16 protein-coding genes are annotated in these 22,630 nt (G+C 66.2%); 3 read left to right on the top strand and 13 right to left on the bottom strand.

Going from position 1 to position 22,630, the window contains the following annotated elements; translation table 11 throughout:
• Window positions 1-41: 41 nt before the first annotated feature.
• From Q4S45_RS22205 to Q4S45_RS22160, 10 genes are read right to left on the bottom strand one after another with little or no spacing between them, the layout of a single operon-like run.
• Window positions 42-1,535, bottom strand: coding sequence for a hypothetical protein (locus tag Q4S45_RS22205; RefSeq protein ID WP_305507654.1), 1,494 nt, complete (start codon window positions 1,533-1,535; stop codon window positions 42-44).
• Window positions 1,532-3,448: a hypothetical protein gene (locus tag Q4S45_RS22200; RefSeq protein WP_305507652.1), complete on the bottom strand. Its 1,917-nt coding sequence runs from the start codon at window positions 3,446-3,448 to the stop codon at window positions 1,532-1,534. Before Q4S45_RS22200 ends, Q4S45_RS22205 begins: the two co-directional genes overlap by 4 nt.
• Window positions 3,432-4,406: a hypothetical protein gene (locus Q4S45_RS22195; protein ID WP_305507651.1), complete on the bottom strand. Its 975-nt coding sequence runs from the start codon at window positions 4,404-4,406 to the stop codon at window positions 3,432-3,434. The genes Q4S45_RS22200 and Q4S45_RS22195 overlap by 17 nt, the downstream gene beginning before the upstream one ends.
• The gene (locus Q4S45_RS22190) at window positions 4,403-5,287 is read right to left on the bottom strand and encodes a DUF58 domain-containing protein (protein ID WP_305507650.1); all 885 of its coding nucleotides are present in this window, start codon (window positions 5,285-5,287) and stop codon (window positions 4,403-4,405) included. The genes Q4S45_RS22195 and Q4S45_RS22190 overlap by 4 nt, the downstream gene beginning before the upstream one ends.
• Window positions 5,288-5,289: 2 nt before the next feature.
• A complete protein-coding gene (locus Q4S45_RS22185) occupies window positions 5,290-6,294 on the bottom strand; it encodes a MoxR family ATPase (RefSeq protein WP_305507648.1) in 1,005 nt (334 codons plus the stop codon).
• Window position 6,295: 1 nt separating this feature from the next.
• The gene (locus Q4S45_RS22180) at window positions 6,296-6,916 is read right to left on the bottom strand and encodes a DUF4159 domain-containing protein (RefSeq protein ID WP_305507646.1); all 621 of its coding nucleotides are present in this window, start codon (window positions 6,914-6,916) and stop codon (window positions 6,296-6,298) included.
• A 12-nt stretch (window positions 6,917-6,928) separates the two neighbouring features.
• Window positions 6,929-8,266, bottom strand: a complete 1,338-nt coding sequence (locus Q4S45_RS22175) for a TldD/PmbA family protein (RefSeq protein WP_305507645.1) — start codon at window positions 8,264-8,266, stop codon at window positions 6,929-6,931.
• 12 nt (window positions 8,267-8,278) lie between these two features.
• Complete coding sequence (locus Q4S45_RS22170) at window positions 8,279-9,916, bottom strand: TldD/PmbA family protein (RefSeq protein ID WP_305507643.1); 1,638 nt, start codon at window positions 9,914-9,916, stop codon at window positions 8,279-8,281.
• Window positions 9,917-9,926: 10 nt separating this feature from the next.
• Entirely contained in the window at window positions 9,927-11,264 is a 1,338-nt protein-coding gene (locus tag Q4S45_RS22165) for a TldD/PmbA family protein (protein ID WP_305507642.1), read from the bottom strand.
• Window positions 11,265-11,278: 14 nt separating this feature from the next.
• Window positions 11,279-12,916 carry a TldD/PmbA family protein gene (locus tag Q4S45_RS22160; RefSeq protein WP_305507640.1) on the bottom strand — a complete coding sequence of 546 codons (1,638 nt, stop codon included), beginning with the start codon at window positions 12,914-12,916 and terminating at the stop codon, window positions 11,279-11,281.
• A 314-nt stretch (window positions 12,917-13,230) separates the two neighbouring features.
• Here Q4S45_RS22160 and Q4S45_RS22155 point away from each other — a divergent pair, with 314 nt between their 5' ends.
• Complete coding sequence (locus Q4S45_RS22155; RefSeq protein ID WP_305507638.1) at window positions 13,231-14,022, top strand: class I SAM-dependent methyltransferase; 792 nt, start codon at window positions 13,231-13,233, stop codon at window positions 14,020-14,022.
• A 106-nt stretch (window positions 14,023-14,128) separates the two neighbouring features.
• Entirely contained in the window at window positions 14,129-15,427 is a 1,299-nt protein-coding gene (locus tag Q4S45_RS22150) for an ABC transporter substrate-binding protein (RefSeq protein ID WP_305507637.1), read from the top strand.
• A gap of 64 nt (window positions 15,428-15,491) precedes the next feature.
• Here Q4S45_RS22150 and Q4S45_RS22145 read toward each other — a convergent pair whose 3' ends face one another.
• A complete protein-coding gene (locus Q4S45_RS22145; protein ID WP_305507635.1) occupies window positions 15,492-17,105 on the bottom strand; it encodes a serine hydrolase in 1,614 nt (537 codons plus the stop codon).
• Between the two features lie 7 nt (window positions 17,106-17,112).
• Window positions 17,113-18,969: a M1 family metallopeptidase gene (locus tag Q4S45_RS22140; protein WP_305507633.1), complete on the bottom strand. Its 1,857-nt coding sequence runs from the start codon at window positions 18,967-18,969 to the stop codon at window positions 17,113-17,115.
• 132 nt (window positions 18,970-19,101) lie between these two features.
• Here Q4S45_RS22140 and Q4S45_RS22135 point away from each other — a divergent pair, with 132 nt between their 5' ends.
• Window positions 19,102-19,674, top strand: a complete 573-nt coding sequence (locus tag Q4S45_RS22135) for a TMEM165/GDT1 family protein (RefSeq protein ID WP_305507631.1) — start codon at window positions 19,102-19,104, stop codon at window positions 19,672-19,674.
• A gap of 111 nt (window positions 19,675-19,785) precedes the next feature.
• Here Q4S45_RS22135 and Q4S45_RS22130 read toward each other — a convergent pair whose 3' ends face one another.
• A complete protein-coding gene (locus Q4S45_RS22130) occupies window positions 19,786-22,530 on the bottom strand; it encodes an Ig-like domain-containing protein (RefSeq protein WP_305507629.1) in 2,745 nt (914 codons plus the stop codon).
• Between the last annotated feature and the right edge of the window lie 100 nt (window positions 22,531-22,630).

Raw genomic sequence — 22,630 nt, 5'->3', positions numbered from 1 at the left:
CCTCCGATCTTGCGCCGCAGCAGACTCACACCCGGTTCCCCCTATTTCTGCCAGCTCGCCTTGACAACCCCACCTTTCTCGCGGAACCATAACGCCAGCATGACCAGCGCGAACACGATCGCGAATGGCCAATCAGGCAGCGCCCTGCTGCTGGTTACCGCCGCAACCGGGGTGCGCGCCGCAAACCGCGCCGTCGCATCGCGCCGTTCCGCCGCCTGCCATTGCGGCCAGTCGCCGGGCGCGAACACGTAGATGTACTGCGACTGCTGCTGCGTCTCGACCTTCAGCCATCCCGGCTGGCGCGGCGGCCAGACCGCGACGCACGATGCGTCGGCCTTGTCGGGCCGGCGCTGCCAGACCGCCTTCTGATTCAATGCGGAGAACACGGCGTCGCCGCGCACGCCGCGCGCGCAGACTTCGAGGCGCTGGCCAGGAAAAGGCATCTCGCGCGGCGGCTCCCACACGACATCTTCCTCGCGGCGCACGCCGGCCGCATCCAGCACACCCTGCCACCACATTCCCAGCTGCTGCGGCTGCGCGATCGCATGCTTGTGCCAGTCGCCCACGCCGACCCAGGCAATGCGGCCGCCCTGCCACTGGCGCGCCCACACGGCGCCGTCGCCTGACCACGCGCCGGCATCGGGACCGGACGGATTGAACGGCGCCACCGGCATCGCCAGCGGTCCGGCCGTGCGGTTTTCGGGCTGTGGCTTCAGGTCGAGCTGTACGGCGCGCTGCCACAGTTTCGGATCGGCGGCACTGGCGCCCAGGATCACCAGCGGCGTGCCTTGCGCCACCTGCGCCAGCAAGGCGCCGCGCGCGCTCTCCGCCGCGTGTTCGAACCATGCGGCATCGATCAGAAGCAGGTTCGGCGCCGCTGCCGACCGCGCCGTCTCGCTGCGGCTGACGGACTTGCCGAGTGCAACCTGCCAGTCAAGCAGCGCGCCACTATCTTTCAGCAAGTCGTTCAGCGCGCGCAGATCGAACGAGGGCGCGCCAAAGCGGCCCTGCACTTGCAGGGGCGCCGAATCGGTCACGTGCACAGGCACCGGCCCTTCCGCCAGGATTTTCCCGGCGGCGTCGACCAGCCGCGCGCGCAGCACCAGCAGTTCCGCCGCCGGCGGCAGCCACTGCACGCTGACCGCCTTTGCATTGCCGGTTCCTTCGGCGATGACCTGGCCGTTCTCGGCCAGCAGCTGCATCCGATGCGCGCCAGGCATACGAACCGTCAGCGTGAACATGCGGCCGAGCGAAAGGCGGCGCGGGAAGTCCAGATGCATTTCGCCACCGGACGGCCGCGTCCAGCTCAATGCACGCGCGGGCAGGTCGCGCCATTCGGCTTCGGTCAGCCCGTCGCCGGCCACCGTCATCGCGGGCACCGCCTGCGCCGGCAGTCTGAATTCAGCGGCCAGTCCCCCCAGCGCGGCGGCGGCCACCATCACCAGCACCGCGTCGATCCAGCGGCGGCGCCGCAGGTACATGCCGGCGCTTGCCGCGCTTGCCGCGCCGGCCAGTGCGATCGCGACGATCATCATGGCGCCGCCTTGCGCCACGCGCGCTCGAACGGCGTGGCGGAGCTTGGCGTTGCCTGCAGCAGCACCGGCGCATCAGCAATCGCGCCGCGCAGCCACGCGCGCAGAACCGGCCGGCACGCCACGCAGCCGTCGGCCACATCCTGCACCGCGCGCTGCGCCTGCAGCCGCTGCTCGTCGCCGGCGACATGCGCACGAATCCAGTCATGCGCAGTGCGGCTCCACAATGCCGGCAAGGCGTCATCGCCGCCCAGTGCGCGCAGCAGCTCGCGCAGATCGGCCGGCACGGCCTCGTGCGGCGCGCCTTGCTCGCGGCGGTAGCCCTTTGCGCCCACCACATCGCCCGTCATGCGCAATTCCTCCTTGATCGGCGGCGGTGCGAACGCCGTCTTGTGCAGATAGATGCGGTCGGCCTGCTGCAACTGCTTGACGGCGTCCAGCGCCTTGTACTCCGGCGCCAGTGCGGCCACTGGCGTGACGGCGCGCAGCGCTTTCTCGGCATCCCACATCGCCGATAGCGCGCGGCGCAGGATTTTTTTGGTGCCTTCGTCGAACAACGTCGCGTTCTCGGCCTGGTCGTGCGCGTGGCCGAATTCATGCAGGACATCCTGTTTCTCGTGCTTGTCGTGGTCGTCGTCGCCGAACAGCGTGGATTCCTCGCCGAGGAACTGGCCGTAACGGCGCCGCAACTGGGCCTGGTCGGCGGCGATCGCTTCGCTGCGGCTGCGCACCGTGGCGGCGGCGAGCTTCGGCTGCGCCTTGATGTCGGCCATGAGCTGCTCGGTATCGATGATCACCTGGCGCTGGCTGCGCAGATTCTCCGGCTTGACCAGCGTCGGCAGCGCAGAGGCCTCGTCGTCGGCGCTCACCGGGCCGGGAAGCCGCAGGGTGTAGGTCGGTGACTGCACGGCGTGCGGCGGCGCGGCGTTGTCGCTGGCACGCACGAAAAAATACAGTTCGTCGCCCGGCTCCATGCCCAGCTCCGACAGGCTCCACTGCTTCGCCCAGTCGCGCGCCTGCGGATCGTTCGAAGCCGGCAAGGGCACTTCCCGGTCGCTGAAGCGGATGTTCTCGCCGCTGCCGCGCGCCAGCGTCAGGTGCAGGGTCGCGCGGCTGACCGCGTAGTCATCGCGCACCGCTACGGAAATAGTAGCAGTGCGTGCGTCGCCGGCGAGCACCTGGACCATCTCTCCGGGTCTGGTCACGGTCACTTGCGGCGGCAGGTCCGGTTTCACGCGCAAGTTATAGCGCGCGCCGCGCCAGCGCCAAAACACCGATTCGGTCGCGATCCAGCGGGCGCACTCGGCGCCCGCCTGCAGGCGCTGACCGTCGCTCAGTTCTATCTCGCCCTGGCCGCACCAGCGCACCTCGCTGCGTTCGGGCACCAGCAAGTCGCGCGGCGCCGATTCGAACGGCGCCACGCCGGTGTAGCGCGGTGGAGCGATGCGTATGACGATCGCAGCGTGGCCAGCTGCCGGCACGGCGGCCCTGGCGGTTGCGGGCGGCGCCCATTCGCGCGGGTGGGGAATCCATACCGCCGCGGCGGCGAGCAGGCTGACCGCGATCCAGTGATAACTGCCGCGAACCCGGGCGCGCGCAACGACCGACAGGTCGCGGTCGCGCAGGCGGCCAAGCAGGCGTTCGCGCTGCAGAACAGCCAGCGGCGTCGCGGCATGCGCCAGCAACGCGCTGCTGTCCTCGAGTTCAGGCAGTGCGCCGTCCAGCCAGCGCGACCAGTTGGCGGCGACCCGGCGCCGCAGCAGAAAAACGTCGGCCGCCACAAACATCAGCGCCGCCAGCAATCCAGACGGCGACCGCAGCAGGCACCACGGCAGCAGGACGCCCAGCCACAGCGGCCAGCGCCGGCCCAGAACGGCGCGCCATAGCCGTACGACGATGTCAGCGCCGGCGTGCATGGGCCAGTATCCTTTCGATGGCGAAGAGCGCGGCGATCAGGGCCAGAATCCGGTCGCGCCATGCGCCGCCGTCATTGAGCAGCGGTGCGGATGGCGTGGGGTCCAGCGCCAGCGATGGCGCCGTAAAAGCAACCGGGGCGTAATGCAGCCGCTGCCACGACTCGAACAAGGCGCGCGCCGCGTCCGCGCCGGCAACGGGCCAATCCTTCGACGTCCACAGCCTCCCGCGCGGGCTGTCCGCGTAACGGATGCCGTCGACCGACGGCGCATTGCGCAGCTCCGGAAACGCGCTGGCGTCGCCAACCCACCAAAGCGGTGCATGCAGGGATGCGGGCGGCGCTTCGGGCACATCCCACACCACCAGCTCCGTCCGCGCGTCGGGAGTATCGCTCACCGCATAACGCTGCGGCCCGTCCAGCGCGGCGAACAGGGCCCGCCACTGGGCTGCGCGCTTGCTGACGATGGCGACGCGGTGATCGGATGGGGAAAGCGGCTTCGCGTCCGTGCGCAGTTCGACGTGATGGCGCAGCGTCGGCTGGACCGCGGGCATCGGCACGGCGCCGGCCAGCATCAGCCGAGCGCCGGCTTTCCACTCGCCTTCGTGGGCGACAAGATAAGCGAAAGGATCGGCAGTGGCGAGCCGGCCGGCGCCAGTGAACCGGGCATCGGCAAGCTGACGCTCGAGCCAGGCCGCATCGGTGCCGGGCACCACCAGCACGGTATCGCCGCGCCACGGAATCGTCACGCCGGCCAGCAGCGCTATCGCAGCCAGCAGAAGCAGGCAGCGCACCAGCAGGAGCAGGCGCTCGGTCCAGCGCCACACGCGTAGCTGTTGCGGCTCGGCGCGCGGCAGGAAGCGCGCGGTGGCAAGGGGCAGCGCCTTGATGCGCTCGCGCTTCTGCCGGTGCCACCAGACCGGCAGCAGCAGGATGGGCAGCGCCAGCCACCACATGCTCATGCGCCACCCGCCTGGCGCAGCCATGCACGCAGCACCGTCTGGACCGGCTGCTCGATGCGCGCTTCAAGGCTGCGGATGTCGCTGCGGCGGCAGTCGGCAGTCATTGCCGCAAAATGGTCGCCGCGGCTTTTGAGGTATCCGGCTCGCGCTTGCGCATCGAAGCGGAACAGTCCCGCGCCCTGCTCGGGATCGCACCACGCGCTGCCGTCCGCGAAGCCGCCGTCGCACTCGGCGTCGGTCTGCAGGCACAGCGCGCGCACGTCATGACGCATGTGGCGCAGCCGCAGCAGCGCCTCCGATTGCGGCGACGGCCAGTCGAGGAAGTCGCTGGCGGCGAAGATCAGGCTTGGCGAGCGCGCGAAGTGCAGGCTGGCGCGCAGGGTTTCGGCCGGCGGCAGGGTTCCTTCCGCCTCGGTGCGGGACAACTGGGCGAGCACGCGCTGCATCTGGCGCGGCCCGCGCGCGGCAGGCGTGTACTTCACGCGCCCTCCCCCGCACACGATCAGTCCGAACGCATCGCCCTGGCGCTGCGCAATCGCGGCCACACACGCCAGCACGGCGCGCGCATATTGCAGCTTGTCGAGGCCCGCCACGCTGCGGCTCGGCTCCGCCATCGACGCGCTGGCGTCGAGCCACAGCCAGACCGCGACATGGCTGTCGCGCTCGGCCTCGCGCACGAAGTAGCGGTCCGCCCGCGCCAGCAGCTTCCAGTCCACCCGGCGCCACTCGTCGCCCGGCGCGTAGGCACGGTATTCGGAAAATTCGACGCCGGCGCCGCGCTCCCGCCCCGCATGGATGCCGTGGCCAAGGCCGGCCAGCACATGGCGGATAACGAGATTAAGGTCGCTGGTTTGCGCCAGCAGCGCCGGTGTCGCCAGCATTGTCAGTCGACGCGGATCTCGGCGCGCAACGCCTTCAGGATGTCGGCGATCGCCACGCCGTCGGCTTCGGCTTCGAAATTGCGCAGCACGCGGTGCGCCAGCACCGGCAGCAGCATGGCGCCGATGTCGTCACGCGTGACCGCCAGGCGGCCGTGCATCAGCGCGCGCGCCTTGGATGCCAGCACCAGCGCCTGTCCCGCACGCGGACCGGCGCCCCAGCCGACGTGTTTCAGCACGCTGGACACCTTGCTGTCCTGCGGCCGGGTGGCGCGCACCAGCCGCGTGGCGTAGCGCAGCAGGTGCTCGCCGATCTCGATGTCGCGCACCAGCGCCTGCAGACGCAGAAGGCTGTCCGCGTCCAGCGCGGGCGTGGCGTCCTGCAGGCCCGCGTGGGTGGTGCGGGAAACCATCGCCATTTCCTCGTCCTCGGTCGGATAGCCGACGTCGATGCGCAGCAGGAAGCGGTCGAGCTGCGCTTCGGGCAGCGGATAGGTGCCGGCCTGCTCGATCGGGTTCTGCGTGGCCAGCACGAAGAAGGGCTGCGGCAGCTTGTGGGTCTGGCCGGCGAAGGTGACGGCGCGCTCCTGCATCGCTTCGAGCAGCGCCGACTGGGTCTTCGGCGGCGCGCGGTTGATCTCGTCGGCCAGCAGCACCTGCGTGAACACGGGCCCCTGCTGGAATCGGAACACGCGCTGGCGCGTCACGGTGTCTTCTTCGAGAATCTCGGTGCCGACGATATCGGACGGCATCAGGTCGGGCGTGAACTGCACGCGGCGGAACTGCATGGCGGTGGCCTGCGCCAGCGACTTGACCAGCAGCGTCTTGCCCAGCCCCGGCACGCCTTCCACCAGCGCGTGGCCGCCGGCCAACAGGCAGATGATGAGCGATTCGACCACCTCGTCCTGGCCGATGATCACGCGCGCCATGCTCGCCTTCAGCGCCGCCACTTTCGCCGTCAGGCCGGCAATCTCGTTTTCGTTCCACGCTACTGCATCACATTCCGACACGTCAGGCTCCCAGTGCATATTGAATGATGTTGACCGCGAAGCGGGTGTTGTCGATCACCAGCCAGCGCTTGTTGCGAAAGTCGTAGTCCCACTCGCAGCCGTAATCCTTGTTCGAGTACAGCACCCGGATGCGGCCGTCGATTTCGATCGCCTTCAGGTAGTCGTGCACCAGGTCGTCGCCCCAGCCATTGAGCTCGACGCCGGTGTTGGGCGGGCCGTCGAAATGGAAGAAGCTCGAATAGATCGGATGCGTATTCGGGATCTTCTTCAGCGCCTTCGGCCCGAACATGCGCGCCAGCTCGGCTTCGAAGGACTTGGCGAACAGGCCGTCGATGTCGTGGTTGCAGTCGTCCACGAACACGAAACCGCCGCCGCGCACGTAGCGCTCGAAGTTCTTGCGTTCGGCGGGCGTGAACTGCACCAGCTTGTGGCCCGCCAGGTAGCAGAACGGCGCTTCCAGCATCTTCGGGTCGGCCAGGTTGACCACCCGCTCGGCCGGGTCGACGCGCAAGGTGGTGTATTCGAGCAGCGAATTGAGCACGTTGCTGGGCATGCGGATGTCGACGTCCCAGTCGCCGGAGTCGTACATCAGGCGCGTGAAATAGAAGTCGACCGGCCGCATGCCCTGCCCCGCTTACACCGCGTCCGACAGCGACGTGAAGTTAAAGTCGCGCAGCTTCATCGGCGGGATCAGCATCGAGTACTGCACTTCGTCGCCGCCAATGATCTGCGGACGTCCCATCTCTTCGACGTTGTTGAGCATCGAGACCGGGCTTTCGTTAAAGCGGAAGTTCTTGATCGGGTGCTTGATCTTGCCATTTTCGACGTAGAAGGTGCCGTCGCGGGTAAGCCCCGTCAGCAGCAGCGACTGCGGATCGACTTCACGGATGTACCAGGTGCGGGTGACGATGACGCCCTTCTTGGTCGATGCGACGAGTTCTTCGAGCGACTTCGAGCCGCCCGACATGATCATGTTGCCATGGCGCGCGGTCGGCTTGACGCCCTGCTTCTGCGCCCAGTACTGCGAGTAGTCGAGGGAGACGATCTTGCCCTTCCTGACAACGTCGGTGCGCTCGCGCGCCATCATCGAGCCCGCGTCCCACGGCAGCACCGGCACGTCCTTGTCCCACGGATCGGCCCAGATGTTGACCTGTTCGTCGAACAGCTTTTCGCCGAGGCGATTGCCGCCGCCTTTCTTCGACAGGAAGCTGCGGCCCTCGTCGGCGCGGCGCGCGTCGAAACTGCCAAACATCCGGCCAATCAATTCGGAGGTAGCGGCAGGTTCGAGGATGACGGTGTAGCGCCCCGGTTCGAGCGCCCTGGCGTCGACCGAGCGCAAGGCTTTTTCGATCGCCACTTCCGATGCTTCGCGCGCATCGAACTTGCGCACGTCGCCGGCCGAACGCGTCACCCAGCCCGAACCGCGGCCGTCTTCGGTGCGCGCGGTGACGGTGAAATCGAGGTCGGTGAACTCCTGGAATCCGAACAGGCCATTGGAGTTGGCGATCGCCTGGAAGCCGGTGGTGTCGACGAAGAAGCCGGCGGTCACCAGCTTGTTCTTGCGGCCCGCGAGGATGCTGTGCGACGCCACTTCGGCGCGGTACTCGGGGTCGATGGCGGCGGTGGCGGCGGTGAAGGTGTTCGACGGCTTGAATGCCTGCTTGCCGATGGCCGGCATGAATTGCGGGTTTTCCGGCGCCAGGCGCGCGATCTCCTCGGCGCGGCGCACCGCGCGCTCGAGCGACTTGTCGTCGAATTCGTTGATCGACGTGGTGCCCTGGCGCTTGCCGAAGGCGACGCTAACGGTCAGCTGGGTGTTCTCGGTCAGGCCGGCGGTGCTGACGCTGTTCTGCGCGTAGCGGATATTTCCCTTGCGGCTGCCGGCGATGGAGACGCGGCATTCGTCGGCCCTGGAAAAACCCAGCACGCGGTCGCAGATTCGCTTTGCTTCGTCGTGGTTCATCTGTTTCATCCTGCAGTCTCCTTAGCCGATCTTGCGAGCGGTGTTGATCACGTTGATGCCGTTGAAGCGGGTGGTGGCGGAGCCATGCGACACCGCGCTGACCTGGCTAGGCTGGCCTTTGCCGTCGAAGAAGGAACCGCCCATGCGCCAGTCGCGCTGGTCGCAGATGGCGCTGCAGGCGTTCCAGAATTCCTGGGTGTTCGACTGGTAGGCGACGTCCTCCAGAGGGCCGACGATCTTGCCGTTTTTGATCTCGAAATACAGCTGGCCGCCGAACTGGAAGTTGTAGCGCTGCTGGTCGATCGAGTAGGAGCCGCGGCCGAGGATGTAGATACCCTTCTTGACGTCGGCGATCATTTCATCGGGCGTGAGCTTGTCCTTGCCGGCGGCCAGCGAGACGTTGGGCATGCGCTGGAACTGCACGCTGTTCCACGAATCGGCGTACGAGCAGCCGTGCGATTCCTTCTCGCCGATCACGTGGGCCTGGTCGCGCGTGGCCTGGTAGTTGACCAGCACGCCGTCCCTGATGATGTCCCAGCGCTTGCACCTGACGCCCTCGTCGTCAAACGCGACGGCGCCGAGCGATCCCGGCGTGGTCTTGTCGGCGATGAAGTTGACGCGATCGGAGCCGAACTTGAATTTCTTCGTCTGCCACTTGTCCAGCGTGGCGAAACTGGTGCCGGCGTAGTTGGCCTCGTAACCAAGCACGCGATCGAGCTCCGTCGGATGGCCGACCGATTCGTGGATGGTCAGGAACAGGTGTTCGGGACTGAGCACGAGGTCGTACTTGCCCGGTTCGACCGATTTGGCGGTGAGCTTCATCTTCGCGCCGCGGCCCGCCGCACGCGCATCCTCGGCCAGGTCGGTCGAGCGGGTGTACAGCGTGGCGACGCCGCCGGCGGCCCGCACCTTGTCGGCGGCGCGCGCGTCGAAATATTCGAAGCCCATGCCGACTGGCGCGGCCATGCTGTTGCAGGTGCGGAAGCGGTTGTTGGCCTTGTCGACCGCGGTGGCGGTGACCGGCGCCCACAGGCGATGGATGTCCTGGTCGATGTAGGAGCCGTCGGTGGAGGCGAAGTACTTCTGCTGGTTGACCTGGAACAGGTTGGCCGTCATGAAGGTGGCGCCCGCGTCCAGGCCGGCCTTGCTGGCGGCGACCAGCATGTCGGCCTTGTCCTTGACCGGGACCGTGCGCCAGTCGCGCGTCATCGGCGTGGCCCAGCTGACTTCTCCCACGCCCTTCACCGGCGCCATCTGCAGCGGTTCCGTTTGCAGCTTCGCGTTGGCGCGGGCGATGGCCACCGCCTGGCGCGCGGCGCCCGCCACGCCGTCCGGCGACACGTCGTTGGTCGAGGCGAAGCCGTAGGCGCCGTTGGCGATGACGCGCACGCCGACACCGTAAGACTCGGTGTTGACGACATTTTCGACGTTCAGGTCGCGCGTGGTGATGAACTGGTTCAGGTAGCGCCCGATGCGCACGTCGCAGTAGCTGGCGCCGGCCTTGGTGGCGGCGTTCAGGCCGGCGTCGGCCAGCGCCTTCTTGAACGGCAGCGCGACGGGGTTGAGCAGTTCTTCTGCGGCGATGGCGTTGCCGAACACCGGCACCAGCATGGCGCCGGCGGCGCCGCCGCCGATCCTGAGGAAGGTACGTCGTTCCACAAACTCTCCGTTACACAGCGTCCGACAGGGACGTGAAATTAAAGTCGCGCACTTTCATCGGCGGGATCAGCATCGAATACTGCACTTCGTCGCCGGCGATGATCTGCGGCTTGCCGATCTCCTCGATGTTGTTGAGCATCGTGACCGGGCTTTCGTTGAAGCGGAAGTTCTTGATCGGGTGCTTGATCTTGCCGTTCTCGATGTAGAAGGTGCCGTCGCGCGTGAGGCCGGTGAGAAGCACCGACTGCGGATCGACCAGGCGGATATACCAGGTGCGCGTCACCAGCACACCCTTCTTGGTGTTGGCGATCAGATCCGCGGTGGACTTGCTGGTGCCGGCCATGATCATGTTGCCGGGCGAGCCGACCGGGCGCTTGCCCATTTTCTTCGCCCAGTACGGCGAGTAGTCGAGCGAGGCGACGCGGCCGTCCTTGATCATCGCCATGCGTTCGCGCGGCAGCATGGTGTTGTTATCCCAAGGGAGCACCGGCACGTCCTTGTCCCACGGGTCGGCCCAGATGTTGACCTGCTGGTCGAACAGCTTTTCGCCGAGGCGGTTGCCGCCGCCCTTCTTGGACAGGAAGCTGCGGCCTTCGTCGGCCTGGCGCGCGTCGAAGCCGGACAGCATGAAACCGATCAGGTCGGACGTGGCGGCCGGCTCGAGGATGACCGTGTAGCGGCCCGGCTCGAGCGCCCTGGCATCGACCGAACGCAGGGCCTTTTCGATGGCCACGTCCGATGCTTCGCGGGCGTCGAACAGCGCGACATCGCCAGCCGAGCGCTTGACCCAGCCGGAGCCGCGGCCGTCTTCGGTGCGCACGGTGCAGGTGAAGTCGAGCGAGGTCGCCTGCTGGTGGCCGAACACGCCATTAGAATTGGCGATGGTCTCGAACGAGGTGGTGTCGGTGAAGAAGCCGGCGCACACCAGCTTGTTCTTGCGGCTCGCCTCGATGCTGTAGGCCGCGGCCTGGGCGCGGAACTCGGGATCGATGGCGGCGGTCTTGGCGTTGAAAGTGGCGCTGGGCTTGAAGGCCTGCTTTGCCACGGCCGGCATGAACTCGGGGTTCTCCGGCGCCAGGCGCGCCAGGTCCTCGGCGCGCCGCACGACTTTTTCGAGCGACTTGTCGTCGAATTCGTTGATGGTCGCGGTGCCCTGCTTTTTACCGTAGGCGACCGACACCGACAGCTGGGTGTTCTCGACCAGGCCTGCGGTGGAGACGTTGTTGCGAGCGTAGCGGATATTGCCGGTGCGGTTGCCGTTGATGGTGACGGTGCATTCGTCGGCCTTGGTGAAGGCCATCACGCGGTCGGTGATGCGGCGGGTTTCGTCCTGGGTCAGAATCTTCATGTGCGGTCCCCGGGTTAGCCGATCTTGCGAGCGGTGTTGATCACGTTGATGCCGTTGAAGCGCGCCGTGCTGGCGCCGTGCGACACGGTGCTCACCTGGCCAGGCTGTCCTTTGCCGTCGAAGAAGGAGCCGCCCATGCGCCAGTCGCTGTCGTCGCAAATGGCGCTGCAGGCGTTCCAGAATTCCTGGGTGTTCGACTGGTAGGCCACGTCCTCGAGCTGGGCGCCGATCTTGCCGTTGACGATTTCGAAGAACAGCTGGCCGCCGAACTGGAAGTTGTAGCGCTGCTGGTCGATCGAGAACGAGCCGTCGCCGACGATGTAGATGCCCTTCTTGACGTCCTTGATCATTTGATCCGGCGTGAGCTTCTTCGTTCCCGCCGCGAGCGAGATATTGGGCATGCGCTGGAACTGCACGCTGCTCCACGAATCGGCGTACGAGCAGCCGTGCGATTCCTTCTCGCCGATGATGTGGGCCTGGTCGCGCGTGGCCTGGTAGTTCACCAGCACGCCGTCCTTGATGATGTCCCAGTGCTTGCACTTGACGCCTTCGTCGTCGTAGCCGACCGCGCCGAGCGAACCGGGGATGGTCTTGTCGGCGATGATGTTGACCATGTCGGAGCCGTACTTGAATTTCTTCGACTGCCACTTGTCCAGCGTGGCGAAGCTGGTGCCGGCGTAGTTGGCCTCGTAACCCAGCACGCGATCGAGTTCGGTCGGGTGGCCGACCGACTCGTGGATCGTCAGCCACAGGTGCTCGGGCGAGAGCACCAGGTCGTATTTACCCGGCGCGACCGACTTGGCGGTCAGCTTCTCCTTGGCCTGGCGGCCAGCGGCGCGCGCGTCCTCGATCAGGTCGTAGGAGCCTTTGTACAGGGTGGCGACGCCGCCCGCGGCCCGCACCTTGTCGGCGGCGCGCGCGTCCAGGTATTCGTAGCCCATGCCGACCGGCGAGGACAGGCCCTGGCGCGAGCGGAACTTGTTGGTGGACTTGTCGACGGCGGTGGCGGTCAGCGGTACCCAGATGCGATGGATGTCCTGATCGATGTAGGAGCCGTCGGTGGAGGCGAAGTACTTCTGCTGGTTCACCTGGAACATCACCGAGCGCATGAAGCTGGCGCCGCCGTCCATGCCGGCCTTGTTCGCTGCGATCAGGAGGTCGGCCTTTTCCTTGATCGGCACCGCGCGCCAGTCCTTCTTGAACGGGGTGGCCCAGGCGACTTCGCCGACGCCCTTGACCGGCGCGAGCTGCACCGGCTCCGCTTGCAGTTTGGCGTTGGCCTTCGCGATGGCGACGGCCTGGCGCGCGGCGCCGGCGACGCTGTCGGGCGACATGTCGGAGGTGGCGGCAAAGCCGTAGGCGCCGTTGCACAGCACGCGCACGCCGACGCCGGCCGATTCGGTGTTGACGACGTTTTCGACGTTCAGGTCGCGCGTAGTGATGAACTGATTCAGGTAGCGGCCGACGCGCACGTCGCAGTAGCTGGCACCTGCCTTCGTGGCGGCGTTGAGCGCGATGTCGGCGAGGGTCTTCTTGTATTTTTCCGCAAGGGGGGTGAGCAGTTCTTCGGCCGCCACGGCGTTGCCGAAGACCGGCACCAGCAAGCTGCCCATGGCCAGGCCGCTGAGGTTGAGAAAAGTACGTCGTTCCATGGTATCTCCTGACAAATCGATGACGGGGGCAGCGGCTCTCTGGCAGCTGTCGGCACAACCTGAATCGGGTCCAGCGAAAAAACTCGGGGAACCATAACAGTTACGAAACAATTTGAATAGGCAATTGTTGTGCCATTGACTAAGTGATTGATTTTGAATCGGCGGGTGTCCGCCGAATGTGTCCGGCGGTGTCCGGGGCTGTCCGCGGCGGACGGCGGCCATACATATATGTTCGGGCGGCGGAGACTGCGCTTGACCGCGGCCGCGGCTTGGTTGATGATCTGGCCACTTCCAACAACAACACTGGAGACACCATGAAACGATTGATCCTCGCCGCCATGCTGGCCGCGGGCCTGTGCGGCGGCGCGCAGGCAGCCGACGACGCGCTCAAGACCGCGATCGCAAGCAGCACCCGCCTGCCGGCCAACGTGGCCCGCGACGGCGCGCGCCATCCGTACGAGACCCTGTCGTTCTTCGGCATCAAGCCGACCATGACGGTGGTGGAGCTGACGCCCGAAGGCGGTTGGTACACCGAGATCCTGGCGCCGTACCTGCGCGACCATGGTGTGCTGATCGGAGCCGGCGACGAGGTCAAGCCGCAGAACAGGTACGGCATGATGTTCATGAAGAAGGTCAATTCGAACCCGGTGTACGACAAGGTGCGCATCGGGATCTTCGAGCCGCCGGTGAAGTATGCGATCGCGCCGGCCAACAGCGTCGACATGGTGCTCACCTTCCGCAACATGCACAACTGGGTCGAGCTGGGCGACGACAAGCTGCAGGAAGCGCTGAAAAACGTCTACACGGTGCTGAAACCGGGCGGCGTGTTCGGCGTGGTGGACCACCGCCTGCCTGCATCGATGACGCAGGACGCCACGGCCAGCACCGGCTACCTGCACGAGGCGTGGGTGATCAAGACGGTCGAAGCGGCCGGCTTCAAGCTGGTGGCGAAGTCCGACATCAACGCGAACCCGAAAGACAACGCGAATCATCCGAAAGGCGTGTGGGCGCTGCCGCCGACACTGGCCAACAAGGACGACAAGCGCGCCGACTACATCGCGATCGGCGAAAGCGACCGGATGACCCTCAAGTTCGTCAAGCCTTAAGCTGCGGCGCCGGACCGGAGCGGCTGGCGTGTAACAACGCCGCCCGGTTCGTGTCAGGTATTCTGGCAAGCTAGTTTTTTGAAGTGCACGCAACAAGGATTTTTTTGTGGTCAAGGCAGGATTCATCAAGGGCGCCCGCAGGTGGCTGGCTGTGGCCGGCCTGCTGGCATTAGGCGGCTGCCATCACGAGGAGCGGCCCGCCGCGGCGCCGGCGGCGCCCGCGCCGGTCACCATCACCGCTTTGATCTGGGCGCCCGACTGGCAGGACCAGATGCAGGAGGTGGCCGCGCAGTTCATGCGTCAGAACCCCGACGTGCGGGTGGACGTGCAGTTCATGACCGGGAACTCGGTCGAAGAGAACATCAGGCCGAAGGTCGCCTCGCACAAGCTGCCGGACCTGATGTCGGTCAATCCGAACCCGTATTCGGCGGCGCTGGCCGAGCATGGCGTGCTGACCGACGTCGGCCACACCGAGGCGTGGCGCCGCATGCGGCCCAGCCTGAAGGCGGACTGGATCACGCAGGACGGCAAGCGCTTCGGCATCTCCGGCGGGGTTGCCGCCACCCTCATGTACTACAACAAGGACATGTTCGCGAAGGCCGGCATCACGAAGCTGCCGACCAATTTCGCCGAATTCCTCGCTGTCTGCGCGCGTCTGAAGAAGGCCGGATTCACGCCGATCTACTGGAACGGCGGCTTCCCCAACATCATCGGCAACGCGGCCTTCAGCTTCGGCTTCGCCAACAATGTGGCCGCGCGCACGCCGGACTGGAAGGCGCGCATCGCCGACGGCACGCTCAACCTGGACACGCCGGCCGGCGCCGACATCTTCCGCAAGATCCGGACAATCCCGCAGCGCGGCTATGCGCAGCCCAATTTCATGCGGTCCAGCCATGGCGAAGGCATCGCCGCTTTCGTCAACGGCAAGACCGCGATGGCGTTCCATGGCACGTGGGCGGCCGGGCTGCTAATGCATGGCAAAGGCTTCCAGACGGGCGTGTTCCTGCCGCCGTGGAATGACGCTGGCCATGCGGCGGTGCCGGTCATCGGCAGCGAAACGGGATTTGCGGTGTGCGAGACGCCGAAGAAGGAAGCCGCGACGCGCTTCCTCGAGTTCATCACCGGGCCGGGCTTCGCGATCCAGCAGGCCAAGCGCCAGAACATCGCGCCGTTCCAGGCGGCGCCGGGCGTGCCTTCGGGCGACCCGCAAATCGTCGCGTATCTCGACGCCGCGGCCGCCGCGCCGGTCACGGGCAGCCCGTACTACTCGATGCTGCCGGCGAATACGATCGACATGCTGCATCCGCTGATCCAGGAGGTGCTGGTCGGGAAGGTCACGCCGCAGCAGGCGGCGCACCGGCTGGACGCGTCGATCCGCGACGAGGCGAAGAAGCACTCCAGGTAGGAGTCACGCTGACGTCGAACGAAAGATGGGGGTCAGGTCCGCTGGACCAGACCCCATTTGCGCCTTACTTCTCTTTTGCGGGCGGCTTGACCGGAACGAAGGTCAGGTCGGCGAAGTCGAAACTGAAGTCAGTCTCGGTCGATACGGGCGCCATCTTCATGCGCTCGATGCTGCCGTCCGGATTGAGCGAGAACGTGACGTAGGCATCGGCGTTGAAGTTGCGCTCCTTCCAGCGGACGATGAAGGTGTCGTGCTGGAAGTGCTCCAGCGTTCCCGTCAAATCCGGCGTGCGCGAGAAGCTCAGCACGTGCTTGCCGCCTTCCGGCCTGATCGTCACCTTGCCGTACCAGGCGTCCTGGTATTCGCCGTCGTAGGCATCCAGCGCCAGCGACGGCTGCGACTTCCCTGCCCGCTTGCCGGCCGCTGCCTTCACGCGCGCCAGTTCCTTCTCGTGCGCCTCGCGCGTCACTTCACCAAAGCGGCCGATCCAGTCGGTCGGCGCAATGCCGAGGTAGTTATCCAACAGGCGGTACTGCAGCGACGTCATCGCCGGGCTGCTCTCGGCGTTGGTGAGGATGGCGATGCCGAGCTTCGCTTCGGGCACCAGCGTGACCTGCGAGTAGAAGCCCTGCAGCGCGCCGCCGTGCATCGCGATCTTCATGCCCTTGTAGTCCTTCAGCTGGAAGCCCAGGCCGTAAGCGGCGAAGTTCGGCCGCGTGGCGGCCAGCTGCGGCTTCGGCTCGGCTATCTTCATCGGCGTCTGCGCGCTCCACATTTCACGGCTGCGCGCCTGGCTGTACAGACGCTTGTCGGTGCCTGCGAGCTTGCCTTCGTCGAGCAGCACCGTCATCCAGCGCGCGATGTCTTCGGCGTTGGTGTTGATGCCGACGGCGCCCTCGCCGTTCGGCACCGGCATCGACTTCACCGCGGTGATCTTGTCGTCGACCTTCGAGTGCGCGTGCGCCTGGTTGGCGTTGCCGGCGTTCTGCGCCAGGCTGGTGGTCGTCGATGCCATGCCGACCGGGGTCAGGATTTTCTCGCGCACCGTGTCGCCCCATGACTTGCCGGACTTCTGGGCGATGATCTTGCCGGCGGCGATGTACAGCAGGTTGTCGTAGGCGTAGCTGTTGCGAAAGCTGGTGGCGGGACGGATGTAGCGCAGCTTCTCGATGATTTCGTCGGAGGTGAAGGTCGTCGTCGGCCACCACAGCAGGTCGCCGGCGCCCAGGCCAAGGCCGCTGCGGTGCGTGAGCAGGTCGCGCACCGTCATTTCATGCGTGACGTAGGCGTCGTACATCTGGAAATCCGGCAGGTGCTTCGTCACGGGATCATCCCACGCGAGCTTGCCTTCGTCGACCAGCATGGACAGCGCCACGGCGGTAAAGGCCTTGGAGTTGGAGGCGATCTCGAACAGGGTCTTGCCATCGACCGGCGCGGCCTGGCCGAGCGTGCGCACGCCGAAGCCTTGTGCGGCGATGACCTTGCCGTCCTTGACGATGGCGATTGCCATGCCGGGCACGTCGAAGGTCTTCATCGCACGCAGTACGTCGGCTTCGAGGTTGAATGCGGACGCTGGAACGACAGCTGGCGCGGGGGCGGTTGCCGGAGCGTCGGCGAAGGCGCCAACGCTGGAAAATGCCAGCAGCATTGCTGCGGCGAGTCGGGTCATCGAGTACATGTTTTCCTTATTTCTGTTGCATCAGTTTGTCGGCGCTGGCCTGGGTCGCCGGGTGGTAGCGCGGACGCGCTTCTTTGTAGACGGCCATCGCCCAGGCCTTGTCTTCGGGGTTCTTCAACAGCGCGGCGTAAAGCGGCAGCACGAACTTCTGGCGCCCGACCTTCAGCAGGAAGGCGTGCAGCGGCGCGCGGATGTCGCGATTGCCGGCCTTGACGCTGGCGCGGTAGAAGCGGAATGCGACTTCGTCGTTGCCGGTGCCGGACAGGCGGTATTCCTTGTCAAGTTCCCGCAGCTGCGCGGCGCTGGCCTGTTCGTCGATATCGTTCAGGAATTTCATCCACTCGATCGCGAGCCACTTTTGCGCGCCCAGCTTTGCGGTCGGGACCTCGCCTTTCAGCCAGGCGGCGCGGGTGGCGTCGAGCGCGGCCAGTCGCGGCGAGGCCGCGTGCTTCGCGCTGGAGGGAATGCCGGCGCCGTGCAGCCATTCATCGAGTTCGGCTTCGCCCATCACTTCGGGGTGCCGCGCCAGCAGGTTCTTGTGCAGGTAGTCGAGGAACTGTTCGGTGGTGACGCTCTGGAACGCGTGCTGGTCGAACCAGCCGCGCAGGAAGGGGTCGAACACGGCGCGGCCGGCACGCTGCTCGAGCGTGCGCAGGAGCCAGGCGCCTTTCGGGTACGCGAGTTCTTCGTCGGTGTAGGCCTTCGACGAATCGTCGGCGTCCTTCGTCAACAGTGCCTGTTTCGCCGGCGCGACGGTCTTGAGCAGCTCGATCGCTTCTTCCTGTTCGAGCTGCAGGTTCATCGTCGCCACTTCTTCGCCGTACAGCACTTCGAGGATGCGGGTGGTGACGTAGGTGGTGAAGCCTTCGTTGAGCCACCAGTGCTTCCACGAGGCGTTGGTGACCAGGTTGCCGGACCAGCTGTGCGCCAGTTCGTGCGCGATCAGGTCCACCAGGCTGCGGTCGCCGGCGATCATGGTGGGCGTGAGGAAGGTCAGGCGCGGATTCTCCATGCCGCCGATCGGGAACGAGGGCGGCAGCACCAGCATGTCGTAACGCCCCCAGCGATAGGGCCCGTACAGCGATTCGGCGGCGGCCACCATCTTCTCGGTGTCGGCCAGCTCGTAAGCGGCGGCCTCGATGCGCTTCGGCTCGGCGTACACGCCGGTGCGCGCGCCGAGCGAGCGCTGTTCGAGTTCGCCGATGCCGATCGCCAGCAGGTAGGACGGAATCGGCTGCGGCATCGTGAAGCGCCAGCCGCCCTTGCCGGTCGCCTTCGGATCGTTATCGGCGCTCATGACCACGCGCAGGCCGGCCGGCGCGTCGATGCGGGCGGTGTAGGTGAAGCGCACGGCCGGCGTGTCCTGCACCGGCGCCCACGAGCGCGCGTTGATGGTCTCGGACTGGCTGAACATGAAGGGGCGCTTGCCGGACATGGTCTGCCGCGGCGTGAGCCACTGCAGCGCGGTCGCGGTGGGCGCGGTGCGGTAGTAGATGCGTACCTTCTCCGGCTGGCCGGCCAGCGCGATGTGCAGCGCCTGGCCTTTTTCGGGGTCTAGCCTGTCGAGGGTGTACGGCACGGTTTTCCACTGGCCGCCGGCCGCGCGCGCCTGCACCTTCGCGATGGCGAGATCGCGCGTGTCGAGGTCGAGCGTGTGGGCGTTCTTGTCGATCCAGTCGAGCGACAGCTCGGCGTAGCCGGACAGGGTCTTGCGCGCGAAGTCGGCCTTCAGGTCGAGGTGCAGCGCACGCGTCTTCACCTGGTCGTAGTGCGCGTAGCTGAGCGGGTCGAGCGCGAACGCCGCCAGGCTCCACTGGGCCAGGATCGCGCAGGCGGACGCGCGCAGGAGAGTTGCAGTTTTCATTGAACCTTCGGGTGGAAACGAGCGCGAGCAGAATAGCACTTTCGTCATGCAGGCGAAAGTTGATCGGAGATAGTTGAGTGCGCAAGTATTTTTGCTCTGCTATGATCGGCTTCCCCTCTCACGGAACATTGCATGGACGCATTCCTCGTTTCAACCGGCATCGTCGCGCTTGCCGAAATCGGCGACAAGACGCAGTTGCTGGCCTTTCTGCTGGCCGCCAAATTCCGCCGCCCCGTGCCGATCGTGCTGGGCATTTTCGTCGCGACCATCGTCAACCATGCGTTCGCCGCGGCCGTCGGCGCGTGGGTCAGCGCCACGCTGGGACCGGACGTAATGCGCTGGGTGCTGGGGCTGTCCTTCCTCGGCATGGCGGCATGGATCATGGTGCCGGACAAAATTGACGAGGACGAGGCGAAGCTGGCGAAGTACGGGGTGTTCGCCACCACGCTGATCGCGTTCTTCCTGGCCGAGATGGGCGACAAGACGCAGATCGCCACCGTGGCGCTGGCGGCGCGCTATGCGTCCACCGTGGCGGTGGTGGCCGGGACGACGTTCGGGATGATGCTGGCGAATGTGCCGGCGGTGTACTTCGGCGAGCGGATCGCGAACCGGGTGCCGCTGCGCGTGGTGCATGGGATTGCGGCGCTGATCTTCGCGGCGTTGGGAGTGGCGACGCTCTTGGGGGCGGGGGCGGGGCTGTTCTGAAAATGGGGGTGAAGCAGGGGTTTAGTGAAGCGAAGCTTCGCTCCTGCGGAACGGTCGAGCCTTGCAAGGCTCGACTCCTTCCAGGTCCGCAGGACCAGACCCCTCCCTTGCTTACTGGGCGGTCAGGCTGACGTCGTCGATGATGAACGAGGTGTCCAGCGTCGAATCTTCGGTGCCTTCGAAGTAGATCTGCACCGTCTGTCCCTTATACGCGCTCAGGTCGAACGTCTTCTGCACGTACGACGCGCCCTTGTTCAGGTTCGAGTAGGTCGCCAGCGTGGCGAGCACCGTGCCGCTGCTGTTGCGCACCTGGACCTTCAAGGTGTCGTAGGCGCTGGTCGTGGTGGTTTCGCTCGACACCACCTGCAGCCAGAAGCTGAGCGACACCGACGTTGCCGTCGATGGAATCGCGACCTGCTGGTACGCGGTGTCGGTGTGCACAGCGCCGTAGCCATCGAGCCATGCCTTCCACGTGCCGCCATGCGCCGGCTGGGTGGCGTCCGAGGTGATCACGCCGCTCGACGCGGTCCACGAGGTGGCGCCCGACTCGAAGCCGCCGTTGACGATCAGCTGGGTGGCGGCGTTATTGACGCTGAAGCTTGCCGCGCTGGACGTGGCGACGTTGCCGGCCGCGTCGTACGCCTTCGCGGTCAGCGAGTGGCTGCCATTGGTGAGCGTGGTCGAATTGAGCGTCATCGAGTACGGCGAGGTGTTGTCGGCGCCCTTCAACACGCCGTCGACATAGAACTCGACGTTGGTCACGCCGACGTTGTCGCTGGCGGTGGCCGACAAGGTGATGGTGCCGCTGCTGCCGCTCTCGCTGGCACTGACGGTCGGCGCGGTGGTGTCGGCGGTGCCGTTGCTGACGCTGAAGGTGGTGGTGCCGGAGGTGCCGACATTGCTGGCCGCGTCGTAGGCCTTGGCGACCAGGCTGTGGCTGCCGTTGGCCAGCGTGGTCGAGTTGAGCGTCATCGAATACGGCGAGGTGTTGTCGGCGCCTTTCAGCACGCCGTCGACATAGAACTCGACGTTGGTCACGCCGACGTTGTCGCTGGCGTTGGCCGACAGCGTGATGGTGCCGCTGCTGCCGGTTTCGCTCGACGAGACCGTCGGCGCCACGGTGTCGCTGGAGCTGGACTGGGTCACCCAGATCGGCGCGGACCACAGGATATTGCCGTCGTTCTGCGTGACCTTGGCGTAGTAGAAGTGCTCGCCGTTGGCCGGAGTGATGGTGGTGTTGGCGGTCGACGACAGCTGGGTCACGGTGCCGTTGCGGCCCGGGACGCCCTCGTACATCAACACGCTGGTGACGGTCTTGCCGCCGCTGCTGGCGTAGTTGGCCACCAGGTTGAGCGAGCCGCTGTTGGTGAAGCGCTCGCCCATGATGTGGCCATTCGCGGTCAGCACCAGCTGCGAGCCCTTGTCCATCGTGGCGAACACGCGGCGCGCCTGGAGCGCGGCGATGAAGCTGGCCTGCGACAGCGGGGTGCCGTTCGGGATCAGCACGCCGGTGCGGTTGGTGAACGAGGCGCCCCAGTTGGCGCAGTGGTTGTCCTGGTCGGTGGTGAAGGCGACGTGGTAGCCCGCTTCGAGCGCCTTCTTGCAGGCGCCTTCGTAGGTGCTGTTGCTGGTCTCGGTCTCGGTGGTGTTGGTCGAGAAGGCCGAGGTGTTGAGCACTTCGCACATCGCCATCGCCTGGTCGCCGTCGGCGGTGTAGCCGAAAGCGACGCCGTTGACGAGGAACTGGCCGCTGGTCGAAGGATGGTTGAACTGGCCGATCCAGCCGCGCTGGCGCATCAGGGTGAACAGGCCGGCGTAGTCGTTCTTGGCGGTGAAGGTGTCGGCGATCAGCTGGTTGCTGCTGTTGTACTCCCACCCCAGCAGCTCATTGGTGTTGAAGATGTTCATATGGCCGCCATTGGTGATGACGCCCCATTCCAGCCCGTACACGCCGAGGAAGTTCGGATGCGCGGCATTGAAGTTCGCCGCGGCGCTCAATCCCGACTGGTACAGCGCCTTGGCGACCGCCGGGTCGGCCGAGGCGTTGGTGTTATCCGAGCCGTCGTACATGTGGTTGTGCTCCGACGTCATCAGGATGTCGAGGCCCTTGTTCATCGCGTAGGTGTAGGCCTCGGTCGGGCCGCCGGCCGTGCCGGACTGCGGATTCTGCGCGCCTACGCAGGTCGACAGCGCGCCGCCGCCGTCGCTGTGGTTGGACTGGCTGTGCAGGTTGCCGAAGTAGACGGTGTAAGGCAGCGAGGCCGGCGCCGGCGCGGCGAGGCCGTTCACCTGCGCCGACTTCGCGTCCGGCTTCGCGGCCTTGATCGACGGCGCCGGCAGCGGCTCGAACGCGGGCATGGCCGGCGCGTCGAGCTGACCGACGGCGATGTCCCACTCCTGATCGACCCGCTCGTCGCCGCCGGCCGCCAGCATGGCGTCCACCTGCGCCTCGGTCACCTTGCCCTTGATGGCGGCGTCCTGCGAGACCGCGGCCAGGCGCACCTGGTAGACGCCGTCGCGCATCGCGCGGCTGTCGTCGCGGCCGGCCCAGCGCACCGGCACCTTGACGGCCTTCTTCGACAGCGCTTCGACGCCATGCCAGCGCTGCACCACCTCGCCCGACGGCGCAACGATCTCGAGGCGCCACACCACGTCCTGCGCGGTGGCCACGTGAGGATATTCGAACTGCAGCGTGAAGGTGCGCCCGTCCTGGACGCCGGCGCCGGTGTACGGCGCATGCAGGGTCGCCTCGAATTCGCGGTGGTCCGCTTCGGACGCGATGACCGCGCTGGCGGCGCTGAGGGCAAGCAGGATGGCAAACCGCGGCAACAACTTGGTGGTGATGGCACGACGCATGGATTTCCCCGTATTCGTAAATTGTTATGTGGAGTGGAATGCAGCCGAGCAATCTTGAGTAACAAACTTTACTTTGTCATGACATTCTCATTACATAAGG

Source organism: Massilia sp. R2A-15 (genome assembly GCF_030704305.1).
GTDB lineage: Bacteria > Pseudomonadota > Gammaproteobacteria > Burkholderiales > Burkholderiaceae_D > JAFCUW01.
This window is presented reverse-complemented; position numbering and strand designations above follow the sequence as displayed.

Bases quoted from the DNA above. Each gene is read 5' to 3' on its own strand.
- Q4S45_RS22205 (WP_305507654.1), bottom strand. From the start codon at position 1,535: ATGATGATCGTCGCGATCGCACTGGCCGGCGCGGCAAGCGCGGCAAGC.
- Q4S45_RS22200 (WP_305507652.1), bottom strand. From the start codon at position 3,448: ATGCACGCCGGCGCTGACATCGTCGTACGGCTATGGCGCGCCGTTCTG.
- Q4S45_RS22195 (WP_305507651.1), bottom strand. From the start codon at position 4,406: ATGAGCATGTGGTGGCTGGCGCTGCCCATCCTGCTGCTGCCGGTCTGG.
- Q4S45_RS22190 (WP_305507650.1), bottom strand. From the start codon at position 5,287: ATGCTGGCGACACCGGCGCTGCTGGCGCAAACCAGCGACCTTAATCTC.
- Q4S45_RS22180 (WP_305507646.1), bottom strand. From the start codon at position 6,916: ATGCGGCCGGTCGACTTCTATTTCACGCGCCTGATGTACGACTCCGGC.
- Q4S45_RS22175 (WP_305507645.1), bottom strand. From the start codon at position 8,266: ATGAAACAGATGAACCACGACGAAGCAAAGCGAATCTGCGACCGCGTG.
- Q4S45_RS22165 (WP_305507642.1), bottom strand. From the start codon at position 11,264: ATGAAGATTCTGACCCAGGACGAAACCCGCCGCATCACCGACCGCGTG.
- Q4S45_RS22160 (WP_305507640.1), bottom strand. From the start codon at position 12,916: ATGGAACGACGTACTTTTCTCAACCTCAGCGGCCTGGCCATGGGCAGC.
- Q4S45_RS22155 (WP_305507638.1), top strand. From the start codon at position 13,231: ATGAAACGATTGATCCTCGCCGCCATGCTGGCCGCGGGCCTGTGCGGC.
- Q4S45_RS22145 (WP_305507635.1), bottom strand. From the start codon at position 17,105: ATGTACTCGATGACCCGACTCGCCGCAGCAATGCTGCTGGCATTTTCC.
- Q4S45_RS22140 (WP_305507633.1), bottom strand. From the start codon at position 18,969: ATGAAAACTGCAACTCTCCTGCGCGCGTCCGCCTGCGCGATCCTGGCC.
- Q4S45_RS22135 (WP_305507631.1), top strand. From the start codon at position 19,102: ATGGACGCATTCCTCGTTTCAACCGGCATCGTCGCGCTTGCCGAAATC.
- Q4S45_RS22130 (WP_305507629.1), bottom strand. From the start codon at position 22,530: ATGCGTCGTGCCATCACCACCAAGTTGTTGCCGCGGTTTGCCATCCTG.